Here is a 14,051-nt window from a genome sequence, read left to right as displayed (position 1 = left end):
CGCCCCCCTTCCTGGCACCCGCCGGCAAAAAGAACAAAGTGAAGCGATGAAGCACGGCTTCATCGCTTCACAGCATGTAGACGGCGAAATCAGTTGCCGTTCACTTCATCAAAGTATTTTTGCGCACCTTCGTGTACAGGAATACCGATGCCTTCAAGGCCCTTTTCGGCTTTGATCAGCTGGCCCTTGGCATGCGTGATCTTGTCCGTGTTTTCGTAGATGGCCTTTGTGATGTCATAGACGACATCTTCCGGAATGTCGTTCTGGATAACGAGCATTGCGCCTACGGATACTGTCGGAACGTCTTCTGTCAGGCCGTATGTGCCCGATGGAATCGTGTCTTTCGCATAGTACGGATACTTCTCGATCAGCTCATCCGCTTTGGCATCCTCAACCGGAACGATGTAGACTTGCGTCGTTGCGTTCAGGCCTTCAACAGCGCCGGTCGGCGTGCCCGAAGTGATGAATGCCGCATCGATCTGGCCGGATTGGAGGCTTTCCGTCGATTCGCCGAAGTCGAGGTTCTGCGCATCGATGTCGTCCATTGTGAGGCCATGGATTTCAAGAAGCTGCTCTGCGTTCGCATACGTACCGGAACCCGGTGCTCCGACAGAGATTTTCTTGCCTTTCAGGTCATCATAGGACTTGATGCCGGACTTTTCTGTTGTGACAAGCTGGATCGTTTCCGGGTAAAGGGAACCAAGCGCAGAAACATTGTCGATCGCCTGTCCGTCGAACATCAGCTCACCTTTGTTCGCATAGTAAGCGATATCGGTCTGGACAAAGGCAATTTCAGCCGTGTCGTCAGCAAGTGCGGTCATGTTGGCCGCAGAAGCCTGGGAGCTTTCAGCCGTTGTCTTAATGCCAGTTTCTTCAGAGATGAATTCTGCAAAAGATCCGCCAAGCGGGTAGTATGTCCCTTGCGTTCCGCCGGTCAGGATGCTGAGGAACTTCACGTCGCTTGCACCTTCATCTCCCCCGCTTTCTCCGCCTTCGCCGCCTTCGGCATTGTCGCCGCCCCCGCAAGCTGCCAGCATGAATAGCGAGATGATTCCGATGAACGCCAAGAATCGGAATTTCTTTTTCATGGATGATCCTCCCCTTCTCTATTTAGTTGGTCATGCTAATTTTCATTCTACTGAGACTATTTTCGCATGTCAACGCTTTCTTGGAAACGTTTCCCCGTTTACTGTGCGCCATCGACATTGCTTTCAGGCGCCGTATCCTCCGGCGGGAGCTGCTTGAATGTTTCCCCTTTCTCCTCAAGATCCCGTGTGCGGTGCGCAATCCGGGAAGAGGCGCATGCGGCAACGCTCGCGACAAGGTCATCCAGGAACGTATGGACACCGATGCCCTTTTTCGTATCCAGGTGGTTGATGACCCCGATCTTGTTTTTGTCCAGATGGCCGAATGTGGTCACGGCGATGCTGCCGTACGTATAGACCGCGCCGAGTGCGATGGTTTCATCGACTCCGAACAGGCCTTCGTCCGAATCGACGATCGACTGGAGAGGTTCTGACAACATTTTTTTCTCCGCCAGCACATCAAGCTCGATGCCGACCAGAAGCGCATGCTGCACTTCCCGCTTCTCGAGTACGCTTTCAACGGATTCGATGCAGTGGGCAAGCTTCAAGCCATCATTGTAGGGCGCCTGCATCTCATAGACGATTTTGGCAATGGCCTCAATGCTGACTCCACGACGCGTGAGAGCATCTTTCGCAGCTTTTGTAACGGTTGCGGACGGGACTTTCCTGCTGTGGTCAAACATGTCAATTTCCCCTTTCTTTTCTGGACGCATGCACACATTATACCTGCAATATTCAGTATGCTACAATTTTATTTATACGTTCCATGAGGAGGTCACGGTTTGAAAAAAGGACGCATCAATGAACTATCATTACAAAGCCAGGCGCTCGGCGAGGAAATGGAACTGCTTGTCTATCTTCCCGAGAACTATTCCGACCTTTATAAACATTCGGTGCTGATCGCATCGGACGGGAAGGACTATTTCCAATACGGCCGGATGACAAGGCTGCTTGAAAAGCTTTACGAAGAGGAGGCAATCGAGCGGCTCATCGTCGTCGGTGTCCCCTACAAAAGCGTCAGCGAGCGCAGAAGGATGTACCACCCGGATGGTGACCGCAACAGTGATTACATCCGGTTTATCGCCCACGAACTCGTGCCGTTCATCGATACCGAGTTCCCGACCTACCAGATGGCCGCCGGACGCGGGCTGATCGGAGACTCCCTTGCAGCCACGGTTTCGCTGATGACCGCCTGCAAGTATCCGCACAGCTTCGGCAAGGTCGTCTGCCACTCCCCCTATGTGGACGGGCAGGTCATGGCAGCTGTCGAATCGGTTTCCGATCCCGCGGCTTTCGACATCTATCAGGTCATCGGAACCGGTGAGACGGAAGTCCCGACGACCAACGGTGAGATTGATGATTTTCTGAATCCGAACCGAAAGTTAAGGAACTTGATCGAGAAAAAAGGGTTTTCGTCATTCTATGAAGAATTTGATGGCAAGCACACCTGGAAGTTCTGGCAGCGCGATCTCGAACGCGCCATCCGGTTTGCTTTCGGAAAGTAGATTAACCAATCGGCGAACTTTCTGATATCCTTATGGGAGAATATATAAAGGAGGTCTTCGCATGAAATACGGAATCGTTGCATTCCCTTCCAAAGAATTGCAGGACAGGGCGAACACATACCGCAAGCGCTATGATGCACACTACGCCCTGATCCCGCCCCATATGACTATCCTGGGGCCTTTCACGCTAGAGGGGAAGGAGATGAAGGAAGCGGCCGCCGAATTGCTGGAAGTCGCAGCCAAACAAAAACCGTTCGAGCTGAAAGTGATGAGAGCCAGCACGTTTGCCCCGATCACGAACGCGATCTACCTCAAGATCGAGCCGAACGATGAAATCCTGGGACTCCGCGAGGCCCTCAGTCTCGATTTCATCAAGAACATTGAAAATCATCAGTACGTGCCCCACATCACGATTGCCCAAAAGATGTCAGACGGTGAACACGACGACATCATCGGGCAGGTCAAGATGGATAATTTCGGGCATACGGAGACCATTGATCGTGTCCATCTTCTCTACCAGCTCGAGGATGGTCCTTGGACGGTCTACGAAACCTTTACTTTGTCGGGAGATGAGTGACCGATGGTCAGCCTGAAGCTCGCTTCGACCGAAACAGAGCGCGAGGATGCCTTTACCGTCCGCAAAGCGGTCTTTGTGGAGGAGCAGGGCGTGCCGATCCATATCGAGCTGGATGATCTGGATCAGGAAGCCGTCCACTTTATCGCCTATGACGGAGAACGGCCGATTGCTGCCGGCAGGATCCGGGATATCGGAGACGGCGTCGGCAAAGTCGAGCGGGTCTGTGTGCTCCCGGAATATCGGGGCCGTCATCTCGGACAGCAGATGATGGTTATGCTGGAAGAACATGCACGGAAAGCCGGCCTCAGCAAAATCCGGCTCAACGCGCAGAACCATGCCGTTCCGTTCTACGAGAAGATCGGCTACACCGTGACCTCTCCGGAATTTATGGACGCCGGCATCCCTCACCGCGTAATGGAAAAACCGATCTAATGCAAAAATCCGCGCAGACAACTTTGTCTGACGCGGATTTTTATCTTGCAGCTTAGCTGTTTTTATCGATCATCCGTTGGATATCCCCAACATTAAGGGAGTTGCCGTTTTTCAAGATGGATTCTGCGATCTGGTCCTCCAGCTGCTTGGATACATCTTTTTTCGCCAGCTTCCCGACCTTCCGGATGATCTTCCTGACTTGGCGCTCATCCTGAAAATTGGCATGCTGGATGGCATTGGCCAGCGCAAACAACTCATCCATCGAGACGCCGGTCTTGTTCTCGATTTTCTTGAAAAGCGACTCGTTCATCCCGTTTCCTCCTTAGTAGTTGTAGCTTTTGCCGACAATGATAAGCAGGATGAACAGAATGACAATCAGCACGAACATCGAGCCGCCATTGCCCTTGCCGCCGTAGCCACCGCCACCAAAGCCGCAGCCCCAGCCACCGCCGTAGCCGCCGCCGTGGCCGCCGCCGTAACCGTAACCGAACATTGCACTCCCCCCTTTCCTGTTCCTTGTAGGGTATGGCGGAAACCCGATTGGTGAGAGGGCGATTGCCCGGCCGTTTATGAATCCATAAAAAAACCCGCTGCGTTTACGCTCGCAGCGGGTGATTTATTAAGGACGGCCTTTGGAGCGGAACAGGAGCGAAGCGATGAAGCCGAACAGGATGGCTGCACTGATGCCGGAGCTCGTCACTTCGAACATGCCGGTGATGACACCGACCAGTCCATGCTTTTCCGCCTCCTGGAGGGCCCCATGGGTCAGTGAATTCCCGAAAGATGTGATCGGGATGGTCGCGCCGGCCCCCGCGAAGTCGATCAGCGGCTCATAAAGCCCGAATCCGTCCAGGACCGCTCCGGAGACGACAAGCAGGCAAAGCGTATGGCCGGGGGAAAGCTTGGCGACATCAAACAGCAGCTGACCGATGACGCAGATCAGTCCGCCGACGACAAATGCAATCAAAAAAGAGGCCGTCATCTGTTTTCCCCCTCTCCCATTACCAGCTCGACAGCATGGCAAGTGCAGGGGATGCTTTCCCCCTGCTGGAAGGTGAGCGGAGAAAGAAGGGCACCTGTCGCCATCAGAAGCGCACGCCTGTACTCCCCTTCCATCATCCGGTTGTACACGTCTGAAAAATAAACGGCTGCGGAACAGCCCGCTCCGCTAGCACCGGCGAAGAAAGCCGGATCCCCTCCATAAAACTCTTTTCCGGCATCCCTCCAGCGATCCTCTTCTACTGAATACCCGGCTTCTGTTGCCATCTTCCTGAACAGCTCGGTCCCGATGGCCCCGAGGTCGCCGGTGATGATGACATCATAATCCTCCGGCTCCGTTCCGGCCGCTTCCAGATGCCTTCTGAATGTGTCGAATGCCGCCGGTGCCATGGCAGCCCCCATATTCAGCGGGTCGGTCAGGCCATAGTCGACAACCCTGCCGACAGTGGCCTGACTGATCGACGGATAGCCCTGCTCGTGGGGAGTGACGGCGGCAATACCGGCAGCCGTCACCGTCCACTGCGCATTCTCCGGTTTCTTGAACCCGTATTCGATCGGATACCGGAACTGCCGTTCAATGGCGCTGTGCTGGCTAGCCGCTCCTGCCAACACCAGTGAAGCGGCACCCGCTTCCGTCAGCAGCGCAGCATAGGCGAGCGCCGATGTGGAGGTTGCACATGCCGAAAACAGGCCCACGTAAGGCAGGCCGGTTGAAGCGGCCGCGAAATTCGATGGCGTCATCTCATTTACCAGATCTCCGCAAACGAGATAATCCGCATCACTGATCGTTTTTTCTGCCTTGTTCAGTGCCAGGTCGCAGGCATCTTCGATCAGTTGCCGGTGGGCCTGTTCATTGGTCTTCTGGCCGCACAGCTCCGAATCGTACAGGCGGTCAAACTGAGAGCTGAACGGACTGTTTTTCTTTTCCGCCGGACCTGCTGCCACAGCAGCGGCACGGATGGTCGGTCTGCTTCCGAAACGGATCACGCCCCTTGCTACCATCCGACCACCCCGAATTTTACGAGAATCGTCTTGATGAGGGCCACGATAAAGGCGGAAAAGACACCGAACACGATGACCGAACCGGCCAGCTTGAACATATTGCCGCCGACCCCGAGCACGTAGCCCTCCGTCCGGTGCTCGATTGCTGCCGAAATCATGGCATTGCCGAATCCGGTCACCGGCACGGCGGACCCGGCTCCGCCAAACTGTGCGATCCGCTTGTATTTTCCAAAACCGGTCAGCAGCATGGCGATGAAAATCATCGTGGCTACTGTCGGATTGCCTGCAGTGCGCTCCGTGAAGTCAAAGAAATACATATAGAAGTACATGATTCCCTGTCCGATGGCACAGATGATTCCGCCTGTCACGAATGCCTTCACCAGATTCACGGCCAAAGGAGGTTTGGGCGTGATCTGCTGTTCCAGCTGCGAGTATGCCTGGCGGTCCATCAGGTTTCTTCCTTCGAGAGAGATTTGATCGTTTCCACTTTTTTATGCAACTTTTCTTCCTCCTCGAGCTCGTCCAGCTTATCTGTTTCCCAAAAAATCTTCAGATCAGCCGACAAGGTGACAGTCTCTTCCGGGAACGCTTTTTCCATTTCTTTGGTGAGCTCTTCTTCAATCTTGGTCTTGGAGAACCGGCTAAGCGGTTTAACCTGTACACCGACCAAAAGATCTTCCTCCACGAAAACCGCGACGGCCGAGACGATTCTGCCGTCCTCTTCTTTGAGCACTTCCTCGACCTTTTGGTTTTCCTCGGGCTCTCCGCCCGAAACACGGATCTCTCCGGTACCGGCACCGCAGCCCGCAAGCAGCAGGCTGGCCCCCGCTATTGCAATCATCCGTTTCAAGGCGCCACCTCCCATTTATTACTCAGTATGTCCGCCACTGCAGATGCCTATGCAATCTGTGCGTTCGCCCGGTCACCTGCCCGGGTGGCGCATATGGTAGACAGAGACCAACAGGGAGGAGGTGTTCAGAAATGAGCTGTTGCGGAAAGAAAGATTTTGATTCCTCTTCCTTCGATCACTGCCTGTGCGACGTAGTCAAAGCCGTAAAGCACATCCAGGACGCCGGTACGGATGATTACTGCGACGACTGCCCGACCAGCTGCTTCACAAAGCCGCTCGGTGGTCTCGGCAGCCCTACCGCTTTCAATACCCGGGTCATCAACCTGCTGACGAAGACCGGAGATGCATTTAAGGTCCATAAGCCGATGTGTGAAAAGACGGATTCTCCATCGTACGACCCACCATACTTCACCTGCTTCCGGGTTGAGAAAATCATTGGTGACTGCTGTGTGATGCTTCGTGCGGTCTTTAAAGACGGTTATACCTGGAAATCGACTGGACTTTGCGTCACTGTCGATATCCGCTCCTTCGCCGGCATCATCTGCGTCGCCGATGCATTTGTTGACTTGTGTCCGTACGACTGATCGCCGCCGCATGGAGTGTCCCGCCGTCCGGAACTGTCCGGGCGGTGTTTTTATTTGTGTAAAAAATTATGGACAAGATAAAAAAGCCGACGGATTCAATGACCGTCAGCTTTCAGGTTGTTCGGTTTTTCATGATTCATACGGAAACGGCTTGCCTTTCCACCAGATGGCCTCCAACTCGTCAACGGACAGCTCCCGATGCTGTTCATCCTCGATCTGTTCCCTGATGAAGAGCCTGCCGTCTTCCAGCTGCTCAATTTCACCGGTCACCTCGGTTCCGTTCTTGAGCCGGAACTGAATCGGGCGGTACACTTCCCGCTGGAAGGGGCGCGACAAAAAGCGCAGCTGCGTGAGCAGTCTGGCCGTTTCTTCCGGCCGCTTCGGCAGCTCATAGACCGATGTGCTTTCTTCATCCCCGTCCGCCGCTTCCTGAACTTCACCCTCAACCGCCTCCCGGCTGTAGACCGGTTCCGTTACAAAATAAGCAGGCGGTGCGTTCACGAACAGCAATGGCCCTCCGTCCCGTTCTGCCATGGGCTCACATCCTTTTTCCCCATCGTATGCCCGGTGGTGCACATTGGTCACAACTGGGAAAGGAAGACCGTGGCAAGCCCCAGATAAATTACGATGCTGATAATATCGTTCAGCGTCGTGATAAACGGGCCCGATGCAACCGCAGGGTCGATTTTCAGGCGGTGCATCAAAAGCGGGATAAAGGAACCGGCAAGTGTGGCCACAAAGATCGACCCGACGATTGCCACGCCCACCAGGAGTCCGAGGACCAGCTCATGTTTCCAGAAATAAATCAGCCCGACAACGAAGATCCCGCAGACCGTTCCGGTGATGAGACCGGTCCCCGCTTCCCTCACGAGCAGTTTCATCTTGCTTTCTTCCTCGATGTCACCTGTCGCAATCCCCCTGACAGCGACAGCCAGGGCCTGTGTCCCGCTGTTACCTGCCATCCCCGCAATAAGCGGGATAAAGACCGCGAGGAGGGCTACCTGGTCAAGGGTCTGTTCAAACCGGCCCATCAGGTTGGCCGTCACCATTCCGAGGAAAGTCAGCAGAATCAGCCAGGGCAGGCGCTTTTTGGCCGCTGTGATGGGATTTCGGTCAAGCGTGTCCATATCCGACACACCCGCAAGCTTGGAATAGTCATCGGAAGCCTCTTCTTCAAGGACGTCGATGATATCATCGACCGTGATGATCCCGAGAAGATGCTGCCGGAAGTCGACCACCGGCATCGCCAGGAAATCATAGTCCTTCATGGTCCGTGCCACTTCTTCCTGGTCGTCGCTGACCAAAACGCTGACGACGCGTTCATTCATAATATCCGATACAATCGCGTTTTCATCCGCGATGATCATATCCCTCAGCGACACGACACCCGCCAGGCGGTTTTCATCATCCGTCACGAAAATATAATAGATGGTCTCCGCTTCCGGCGCTGCGTTCCGGAGGATGGTCATGGCAGACCGGACCGTCGAATTTTCAGGAATCGTGACATATTCCGTCGTCATGATCGCGCCGGCCGTATACTCTTCATAATGCAGAAGGTCTTTGATCTCGCCCGCGTCCTCGTCGTCCATCAGGGTCAGATAAGTCAGGACCTTGGATTTATCGAGCTCATTCAGCACGTCAACTGCGTTGTCCGCATACATGCCGGCGAACATATCCGCGGCGTACCGGGTATCCATTTCGTTCAGGTACACATCAAACTCGTCATCCGCAATCTCGGACACTTCGAATATCTCCGCCAGTTCCTTCGGCGACAGAAATTCATACATTTTCCGGCGAAGTTCGGGCCCGGCTTTTTCATAGTATTTCGCCTGGTCGTACGGATGGCCTGCGAGGAATTCTTCCCTGAATGCCTCGGGGTCCCCCTCCTCCAATAATCGGGTGACCAGATCCTCATCTATATAGGTCTCTTCCTGCTCATTCAATGCTTCCGGCATGCCGGGCCCTCCTTTCGGTCAATCCATTCCCAAATCTCACGCAGCCGTGTTGGAGAATGGCTGTGCGGGGTAGACTCAAGTTAAAGCGACTTTTGAAAATCAGTGCGGAATGGGGTGTTTTCTTGTTGAAATTGGATATATTCGGCGACCTTCACGGTTGCTACGATGAGTTTACAGAACTGTTCGGAAAACTCGGCTACCGTATGGAAAACGGCCGCTGCGTCCATCCGGAAGGCCGGCTGCCCGCTTTCGTCGGGGATGCGACGGACCGCGGGCCGAAGTCGGTCGAAATGCTGAAATTCCTCTTTCAGCTGCAGGATGCCGGGCAGCTGATTTATTCCCCGGGAAATCATTGCAACAAACTATACCGTTATATGCTTGGCAACAATGTCCAGCAAAAGCACGGGCTTGAGACGACCGTCGCAGAACTGGGGGCCCTCTCAGGAAAGGAGCGGGAGCATATCCGCAAGCGTTATATCCGCTTTTACGAATCGCTCCCGCTCTATCAGATGCTGGATGATGGAAAACTGATCATCGCCCATGCCGGAATCCGCGAAGACCTGATCGGCAGGAAAGAAGGCAGCCGCCTCCGTACATTCGTCCTGTACGGGGACATCACCGGAGAAACCCTGCCGGACGGACGTCCCGTCAGGCGGGACTGGGCAAAACAATACAAGGGGAAACCCTTTATTGTCTACGGACACACGCCCGTCTCCGAATGCAGGTTCATCAACAGCACTGTCAACATCGATACGGGGTGTGTGTTCGGCGGCAAACTGAGCGTTCTCCGCTACCCCGAAAAAACGGTGGTGAGCGTCCCTTCCCGGCAGCCGTTCCAGCCGGAAAAGTTCAGTGAATTCAACTGACCCTCCCATTCACCTTCGGAAGCCGGCAACGGCAAGCATGTCATCAGGAACCGGGCTCTTGACCTCAATTGGCGCATCTGTGAGCGGATGATTGAATGTAAGCCCCACGCAATGGAGCGCCTGGCGGCCGATCCGCTCCGTGGTGCCGCCGTATAACGTATCCCCTTCAAGCGGATGGCCGATATGGGCAAGGTGAACACGGATCTGATGGGTCCTTCCCGTATGCAGGATCACCGAGAGCCTGGAAACCTCTTCCCCGGGAGTTCCGGCTGTTTCCAGCACCCTGACTTCCGTAAGGGCCCGCTGGCCGTCAGGGCGCACCATCCGTTCGATGATGCTGCCTTCCTTCCGTCCGATCGGTTCATCGATGAAAACGTGTTGTCTGCTGAAGCTGCCGCGGACAATTGCTTCATACCGTTTGTGTACACCGCCCTCTTTCATCTTCTCCGACATGAGATGATGGATGTGGCGGTTTTTTGCAATGCAGACAATCCCGGACGTTTCACGGTCAAGCCGGGTGACGATATGTACGGTCGCCGGCGTCCCTTCGGTCCGGAACTTTCCGGCGACATGGTTGGCAAGCGTGCCCGACGGCGCATCCCTTGAAGGGATGGTCGCCTGTCCGGCAGGCTTGTCCAGGATCAGCAGCGCCTCATCCTCATAGAGCACCGAGAGCTCTCCCTCCTCGGGAAACAGCCCCTCCGCAGGTTTTTCCGGCGGGAAAATGATGGTGACCACATCCCCGGCGCGCAGGTCATGCCTCACTGTCTTTTCCTCGCCATTCACCAGAATCTCGCCGCCCTTGTATTTGACGGCGGTGAGGGTCCTGCGTGAAATGCCGCTCTCCGCCAGAAAGTCCCTTAATCCGACACCATCCGCTTCCGCGGTGAACGAAAGACGGAATCTGTTGTCAGCGGACATCGCTGTCGATGAAGGAGTCATGGACCCGCTTCCAGAACGGGAACGGGCGGAAGCGCGCAAAGCGTACCCGTTCGTCCGCAACCCGGTAGCTGATCGTTTTGACGTCCTTGTGGAGGAGATGCAGGTGGTCGACCGTCACCATGAAGTCCGGCCCCTTCACCGGCTTCAGCACACAAGTGTGATGGGCCGGCAATACAAGCGGCGAACCGACTGTCCGGAACACCCGGTTGTTGATCGATGCCATTTCCGTCAGCTGCATGGCCGGCAGCGCAGGGTGGATGATCGCCCCGCCCAGTGATTTGTTGTAGGCTGTGCTGCCGGATGGCGTCGAGACGCATAGCCCGTCACCACGGAAGCGCTCGAACGGCATCCCATTCAGCTCAACGTCCATGACGAGGGTCACGTCAGGAGATTTGACTGTCGACTCGTTCATCGCCAGATAAACGGCATCGTTCATATCATTCCGATACTGGATGGCCACTTCCAGGAGCGGGTACTCGATCACATCATAGTCGTGCTTCGCGATCGAGATGACCAGCTTTTCGATTTCAGGAGGCTGCCAATCGGCGTAAAAGCCGAGATGACCGGTATGCACGCCGACAAATGCCGTGTCTGCAAGCCGGTCCCGGTATCTGTGGAAAGCATGGAGAAGCGTCCCGTCTCCTCCGATTGTCAGGACGATGTCCGGTTCCTTTTCGTCGTACACAAGACCGAAGTCGTTCAGGTATTGTTTTGCGCGGGCTGCAAGATCATTGGACAGATCATCGCCCCTCGACTGGATCGAATACCTCATCGCTCGCCGCCTCCTTTGCCGGACTTTCCGAGATCATCCCTCGAATCACCTTTGTAAGTGCTGAAATAGCGCTGGGCTTCCTGGATTTCATCCCGGATTTTAGACATCTCTTCATCAAGAGAAAATGCCGCCTCCGCCGCGCTTTGCAGCCGCACTTTGATCTCCTCGGGGAAATCTCCCTTGTACTTATAGTTAAGCGAATGCTCGATTGTCGCCCAGAAGTTCATCGCGAGCGTCCGGATCTGGATTTCGACGGGAATCACAATCTCGCCGTGGATCGTCTGGACCGGATACTCGACAATCATATGATAGGACCTGTAGCCGCTCGGCTTATTCTTGGAGATGTAGTCGCGCTCTTCCGCTACGGCCATGTCCTTGCGCCGGCGGATGCTTTCGACGACCGCTCCGATGTCATCCACAAACTGGCACATGATGCGCATGCCCGCAATATCCGGAATCTCTTCCGCCAGCAGCTCTGAGGGTTCAAACGGTATCCCTTTTTCAAGCGCTTTGTCGTAAATGCTGGCGAGCGGCTTGACCCGTCCCGTGACAAACTCGATCGGCGCGTGCTCGATCTCGGTTGCAAACTGCGCACGCATGCCCTTTAGTTTTATCTTCAGTTCATCGACCGCCTGCTTGTACGGTTCGAGAAACCGTTCCCATTGTCCCATTGGTCAATCCCCCGTTCGGCCGGGCGCGGTTCAGGCGCCCAGGATCTGACTGAATGCCTCCTCGACCGCTGTCGAGAAAGCCGAGCCGTAGTTGTCGTTGCCCTCGATATTGAAGACCAGCATTTCCAGCTCGTCCGCAAAGTTTACGAGTTCGATCCGGTGTTCCCCGGCGGAGAGGACAGGAGTCTGTCCGTTCTGCAGTGCGATGGCCATCTGCGGCCAGATTTCTTCAGGAAAATGAACATGGACAAACCGCTCTCCGTCGTCCAGCAAATAGACGAACGTTCCGGAGTCGGTATCCGTAATCATTCTTCCCGCAGGCTGCAATCCGGAAAGCTCCTTCCCTTCCCGCAGGATAAATTCGGTAACATCGCCGGAAATTCCGGCGCTCTGCACGATTGGCTGATTGGTCACGATTTCTTCGTCCTTTCTCTGCATACAAATCATCTTTCTTCAGTCTATCACAGCCTGAATCCGCACGCAGTTCCTATCGGGTACAAAAGTCCCCGCCGTCCGGACAGAAATCGATTTATTTGTAGAACCGGAATCCGGTTGATAGAATGAGTCTACAATCACAGGCAATGGAGTTAGCAAAGGAGCATGCACCATGACCCGGAAACCCATCATTCCTTTTGAAGAGATCGGCCCGGAGCTGCTGTCCGATCTCGTCGACACATTCTACGGGAAAGTCGCCCGGCATCCGATGCTCTATCCCATTTTCCCAGATGACCTGACTGAAACCGCCAGAAAGCAAAAACAGTTTCTCACCCAGTTTCTGGGTGGTCCCAATCTATATACCGAAGAACACGGACACCCGATGCTGCGGGCGCGGCACATGCCGTTCCCGATCACCTATGACCGCGCACAGGCCTGGCTCGAGTGCATGGCCGAAGCGATGGACGAGGTCGGCCTGGAAGGAAAAGTCCGTGAAGACTTCTATAACCGGCTGATCCTGACCGCAAACCACATGGTCAACAGGACCGGGCCGGATGAGGAGGGGTCCGCTTGAGCTTCCTGCCGAATACTTCGGAGATGCCGGAAACGGAGAACTCGGCCAAACCGCTTGAACTGTACGTCTTCATCGATCCGACTGATGCGGACTGCTATGGACTGGTCCCGATCCTCCGCCGCCTGCAGGTGGAGTATGAGCAGTACTTCACCTACCGCATCATCATGAAGACCTGCCTCTCACCACAGAAGACCCTCTGCCAGAATCCGCATGATACACGGGTTCCGCATCCTGCCCTTCCGGCAGTGGCCGTAAAGGCGGCTGAGTTCCAGGGAAAGCGGGCCGGTTTCAAGTACCTGTCCCGACTGCTCGACTACAGGTTCCTGAAAGGGCGCGATGTCACGACACCGGAAATCCTTCTGGAGATTGCCGAACTGGTCGGAATCGACACAGCCGAGTTCACACAGGATTTCCGCTCGGTCAATGCCGCCAAATCGTTCCAGTGCGACCTTTATATCTCCAGGGAGATGGAAGTCCAACAGGCACCGAGCTTCGTCTTCTTCAACAACAACTTTGAAGATGAAGGGCTCATGGTGGAAGGCATCCACGACTATGAAATCTATGTAAAAGTCCTGGAAGAACTGCTCGGGGAGCAGATGGAGAAGTCCGTCCCCCCGTCCCTCGATGAATTGTTCAGGAGATATGACTCTCTGACAACCGGGGAAATCGCCGCCATCTACAAGGTGAACATTCGGACGGCAGAGCGCGAGCTGAAAAAACGCCTGCTTCAGCGGCGCGTCGAGTGCATGCCTGTCCTGGGCGCCACCCTATGGCGAAGAAAAATGGACTTATAATGAAATCA

Annotated in this window: 21 protein-coding genes; 7 read left to right on the top strand and 14 right to left on the bottom strand. The window is 54.9% G+C overall.

The features are described from left to right. Positions 1 to 89: 89 nt before the first annotated feature. On the bottom strand, positions 90 to 1,088 hold the full coding sequence (locus C772_RS13800; protein ID WP_008300938.1) for a TAXI family TRAP transporter solute-binding subunit: 999 nt from the start codon (positions 1,086 to 1,088) through the stop codon (positions 90 to 92). A 98-nt stretch (positions 1,089 to 1,186) separates the two neighbouring features. Continuing rightward, positions 1,187 to 1,768 (bottom strand): phosphatidylglycerophosphatase A family protein, encoded by a 582-nt coding sequence (locus C772_RS13795; protein WP_035002481.1) that lies wholly within the window; start codon positions 1,766 to 1,768, stop codon positions 1,187 to 1,189. Positions 1,769 to 1,867: 99 nt separating this feature from the next. Between C772_RS13795 and C772_RS13790 the strand changes: the two genes are divergently transcribed. From C772_RS13790 to C772_RS13780, 3 genes are all read left to right on the top strand, one after another. Continuing rightward, a complete protein-coding gene (locus C772_RS13790) occupies positions 1,868 to 2,590 on the top strand; it encodes an alpha/beta hydrolase (RefSeq protein ID WP_008300934.1) in 723 nt (240 codons plus the stop codon). Positions 2,591 to 2,651: 61 nt separating this feature from the next. Then, positions 2,652 to 3,167, top strand: a complete 516-nt coding sequence (locus tag C772_RS13785) for a 2'-5' RNA ligase family protein (RefSeq protein WP_008300932.1) — start codon at positions 2,652 to 2,654, stop codon at positions 3,165 to 3,167. A gap of 3 nt (positions 3,168 to 3,170) precedes the next feature. Next, positions 3,171 to 3,599 (top strand): GNAT family N-acetyltransferase, encoded by a 429-nt coding sequence (locus tag C772_RS13780; RefSeq protein ID WP_008300930.1) that lies wholly within the window; start codon positions 3,171 to 3,173, stop codon positions 3,597 to 3,599. 52 nt (positions 3,600 to 3,651) lie between these two features. Here the strand turns inward: C772_RS13780 and C772_RS13775 are convergent, their stop codons facing one another. From C772_RS13775 to C772_RS16205, 6 genes are all read right to left on the bottom strand, one after another. Continuing rightward, positions 3,652 to 3,909, bottom strand: coding sequence for a stage VI sporulation protein F (locus C772_RS13775; RefSeq protein WP_008300928.1), 258 nt, complete (start codon positions 3,907 to 3,909; stop codon positions 3,652 to 3,654). 12 nt (positions 3,910 to 3,921) lie between these two features. Next, complete coding sequence (gene yjcZ / locus C772_RS13770; protein ID WP_008300927.1) at positions 3,922 to 4,092, bottom strand: sporulation protein YjcZ; 171 nt, start codon at positions 4,090 to 4,092, stop codon at positions 3,922 to 3,924. 126 nt (positions 4,093 to 4,218) lie between these two features. After that, positions 4,219 to 4,581: a stage V sporulation protein AE gene (gene spoVAE / locus C772_RS13765; protein ID WP_008300926.1), complete on the bottom strand. Its 363-nt coding sequence runs from the start codon at positions 4,579 to 4,581 to the stop codon at positions 4,219 to 4,221. Beyond that, complete coding sequence (locus C772_RS13760) at positions 4,578 to 5,600, bottom strand: beta-ketoacyl-[acyl-carrier-protein] synthase family protein (RefSeq protein ID WP_008300925.1); 1,023 nt, start codon at positions 5,598 to 5,600, stop codon at positions 4,578 to 4,580. Before C772_RS13760 ends, spoVAE begins: the two co-directional genes overlap by 4 nt. Next, the gene (spoVAC, locus tag C772_RS13755; RefSeq protein ID WP_008300924.1) at positions 5,594 to 6,049 is read right to left on the bottom strand and encodes a stage V sporulation protein AC; all 456 of its coding nucleotides are present in this window, start codon (positions 6,047 to 6,049) and stop codon (positions 5,594 to 5,596) included. The genes C772_RS13760 and spoVAC overlap by 7 nt, the downstream gene beginning before the upstream one ends. Continuing rightward, positions 6,049 to 6,450 (bottom strand): hypothetical protein, encoded by a 402-nt coding sequence (locus tag C772_RS16205; RefSeq protein ID WP_008300923.1) that lies wholly within the window; start codon positions 6,448 to 6,450, stop codon positions 6,049 to 6,051. The genes spoVAC and C772_RS16205 overlap by 1 nt, the downstream gene beginning before the upstream one ends. Positions 6,451 to 6,581: 131 nt before the next feature. Between C772_RS16205 and C772_RS16200 the strand changes: the two genes are divergently transcribed. Further along, positions 6,582 to 7,034: a CotY/CotZ family spore coat protein gene (locus C772_RS16200; protein ID WP_008300922.1), complete on the top strand. Its 453-nt coding sequence runs from the start codon at positions 6,582 to 6,584 to the stop codon at positions 7,032 to 7,034. A gap of 129 nt (positions 7,035 to 7,163) precedes the next feature. Here the strand turns inward: C772_RS16200 and C772_RS13740 are convergent, their stop codons facing one another. After that, positions 7,164 to 7,568 (bottom strand): hypothetical protein, encoded by a 405-nt coding sequence (locus tag C772_RS13740; protein ID WP_008300921.1) that lies wholly within the window; start codon positions 7,566 to 7,568, stop codon positions 7,164 to 7,166. A 47-nt stretch (positions 7,569 to 7,615) separates the two neighbouring features. Continuing rightward, the gene (mgtE, locus tag C772_RS13735; RefSeq protein WP_008300919.1) at positions 7,616 to 8,989 is read right to left on the bottom strand and encodes a magnesium transporter; all 1,374 of its coding nucleotides are present in this window, start codon (positions 8,987 to 8,989) and stop codon (positions 7,616 to 7,618) included. A 125-nt stretch (positions 8,990 to 9,114) separates the two neighbouring features. On the opposite strand from mgtE, the gene prpE reads away from it, so the two are divergent. Then, positions 9,115 to 9,855, top strand: coding sequence for a bis(5'-nucleosyl)-tetraphosphatase PrpE (prpE, locus tag C772_RS13730; RefSeq protein ID WP_035002474.1), 741 nt, complete (start codon positions 9,115 to 9,117; stop codon positions 9,853 to 9,855). Between the two features lie 9 nt (positions 9,856 to 9,864). On the opposite strand, the gene C772_RS13725 is transcribed toward prpE, so the two are convergent. Genes C772_RS13725 through C772_RS13710 form a run of 4 tightly spaced genes read right to left on the bottom strand, consistent with a single transcriptional unit; the run spans position 9,865 to position 12,678 of the window. Then, on the bottom strand, positions 9,865 to 10,797 hold the full coding sequence (locus tag C772_RS13725) for an RluA family pseudouridine synthase (protein WP_008300915.1): 933 nt from the start codon (positions 10,795 to 10,797) through the stop codon (positions 9,865 to 9,867). Beyond that, complete coding sequence (locus tag C772_RS13720) at positions 10,766 to 11,569, bottom strand: NAD kinase (RefSeq protein WP_008300913.1); 804 nt, start codon at positions 11,567 to 11,569, stop codon at positions 10,766 to 10,768. The genes C772_RS13725 and C772_RS13720 overlap by 32 nt, the downstream gene beginning before the upstream one ends. After that, positions 11,566 to 12,240 carry a GTP pyrophosphokinase gene (locus tag C772_RS13715; protein WP_008300911.1) on the bottom strand — a complete coding sequence of 225 codons (675 nt, stop codon included), beginning with the start codon at positions 12,238 to 12,240 and terminating at the stop codon, positions 11,566 to 11,568. Before C772_RS13715 ends, C772_RS13720 begins: the two co-directional genes overlap by 4 nt. A gap of 30 nt (positions 12,241 to 12,270) precedes the next feature. Next, positions 12,271 to 12,678, bottom strand: coding sequence for a UPF0738 family protein (locus C772_RS13710; protein ID WP_051059460.1), 408 nt, complete (start codon positions 12,676 to 12,678; stop codon positions 12,271 to 12,273). A gap of 169 nt (positions 12,679 to 12,847) precedes the next feature. Here C772_RS13710 and C772_RS13705 point away from each other — a divergent pair, with 169 nt between their 5' ends. After that, positions 12,848 to 13,249: a globin domain-containing protein gene (locus C772_RS13705; protein ID WP_008300909.1), complete on the top strand. Its 402-nt coding sequence runs from the start codon at positions 12,848 to 12,850 to the stop codon at positions 13,247 to 13,249. After that, entirely contained in the window at positions 13,246 to 14,043 is a 798-nt protein-coding gene (locus C772_RS13700) for a DsbA family protein (RefSeq protein WP_008300908.1), read from the top strand. The genes C772_RS13705 and C772_RS13700 overlap by 4 nt, the downstream gene beginning before the upstream one ends. Positions 14,044 to 14,051 lie beyond the last annotated feature (8 nt).

This window comes from Bhargavaea cecembensis DSE10 (genome assembly GCF_000348905.1).
GTDB classification, from domain to species: Bacteria; Bacillota; Bacilli; order Bacillales_A; family Planococcaceae; genus Bhargavaea; species Bhargavaea cecembensis.
This window is presented reverse-complemented; position numbering and strand designations above follow the sequence as displayed.

Coding starts and splice junctions, on each gene's coding strand:
- C772_RS13800 (WP_008300938.1), bottom strand. CDS start 1,088: ATGAAAAAGAAATTCCGATTCTTGGCGTTCATCGGAATCATCTCGCTA.
- C772_RS13795 (WP_035002481.1), bottom strand. CDS start 1,768: ATGTTTGACCACAGCAGGAAAGTCCCGTCCGCAACCGTTACAAAAGCT.
- C772_RS13785 (WP_008300932.1), top strand. CDS start 2,652: ATGAAATACGGAATCGTTGCATTCCCTTCCAAAGAATTGCAGGACAGG.
- C772_RS13780 (WP_008300930.1), top strand. CDS start 3,171: ATGGTCAGCCTGAAGCTCGCTTCGACCGAAACAGAGCGCGAGGATGCC.
- C772_RS13775 (WP_008300928.1), bottom strand. CDS start 3,909: ATGAACGAGTCGCTTTTCAAGAAAATCGAGAACAAGACCGGCGTCTCG.
- yjcZ (WP_008300927.1), bottom strand. CDS start 4,092: ATGTTCGGTTACGGTTACGGCGGCGGCCACGGCGGCGGCTACGGCGGT.
- spoVAE (WP_008300926.1), bottom strand. CDS start 4,581: ATGACGGCCTCTTTTTTGATTGCATTTGTCGTCGGCGGACTGATCTGC.
- C772_RS13760 (WP_008300925.1), bottom strand. CDS start 5,600: ATGGTAGCAAGGGGCGTGATCCGTTTCGGAAGCAGACCGACCATCCGT.
- spoVAC (WP_008300924.1), bottom strand. CDS start 6,049: ATGGACCGCCAGGCATACTCGCAGCTGGAACAGCAGATCACGCCCAAA.
- C772_RS16200 (WP_008300922.1), top strand. CDS start 6,582: ATGAGCTGTTGCGGAAAGAAAGATTTTGATTCCTCTTCCTTCGATCAC.
- C772_RS13740 (WP_008300921.1), bottom strand. CDS start 7,568: ATGGCAGAACGGGACGGAGGGCCATTGCTGTTCGTGAACGCACCGCCT.
- mgtE (WP_008300919.1), bottom strand. CDS start 8,989: ATGCCGGAAGCATTGAATGAGCAGGAAGAGACCTATATAGATGAGGAT.
- C772_RS13725 (WP_008300915.1), bottom strand. CDS start 10,797: ATGACTCCTTCATCGACAGCGATGTCCGCTGACAACAGATTCCGTCTT.
- C772_RS13720 (WP_008300913.1), bottom strand. CDS start 11,569: ATGAGGTATTCGATCCAGTCGAGGGGCGATGATCTGTCCAATGATCTT.
- C772_RS13715 (WP_008300911.1), bottom strand. CDS start 12,240: ATGGGACAATGGGAACGGTTTCTCGAACCGTACAAGCAGGCGGTCGAT.
- C772_RS13710 (WP_051059460.1), bottom strand. CDS start 12,678: ATGCAGAGAAAGGACGAAGAAATCGTGACCAATCAGCCAATCGTGCAG.
- C772_RS13705 (WP_008300909.1), top strand. CDS start 12,848: ATGACCCGGAAACCCATCATTCCTTTTGAAGAGATCGGCCCGGAGCTG.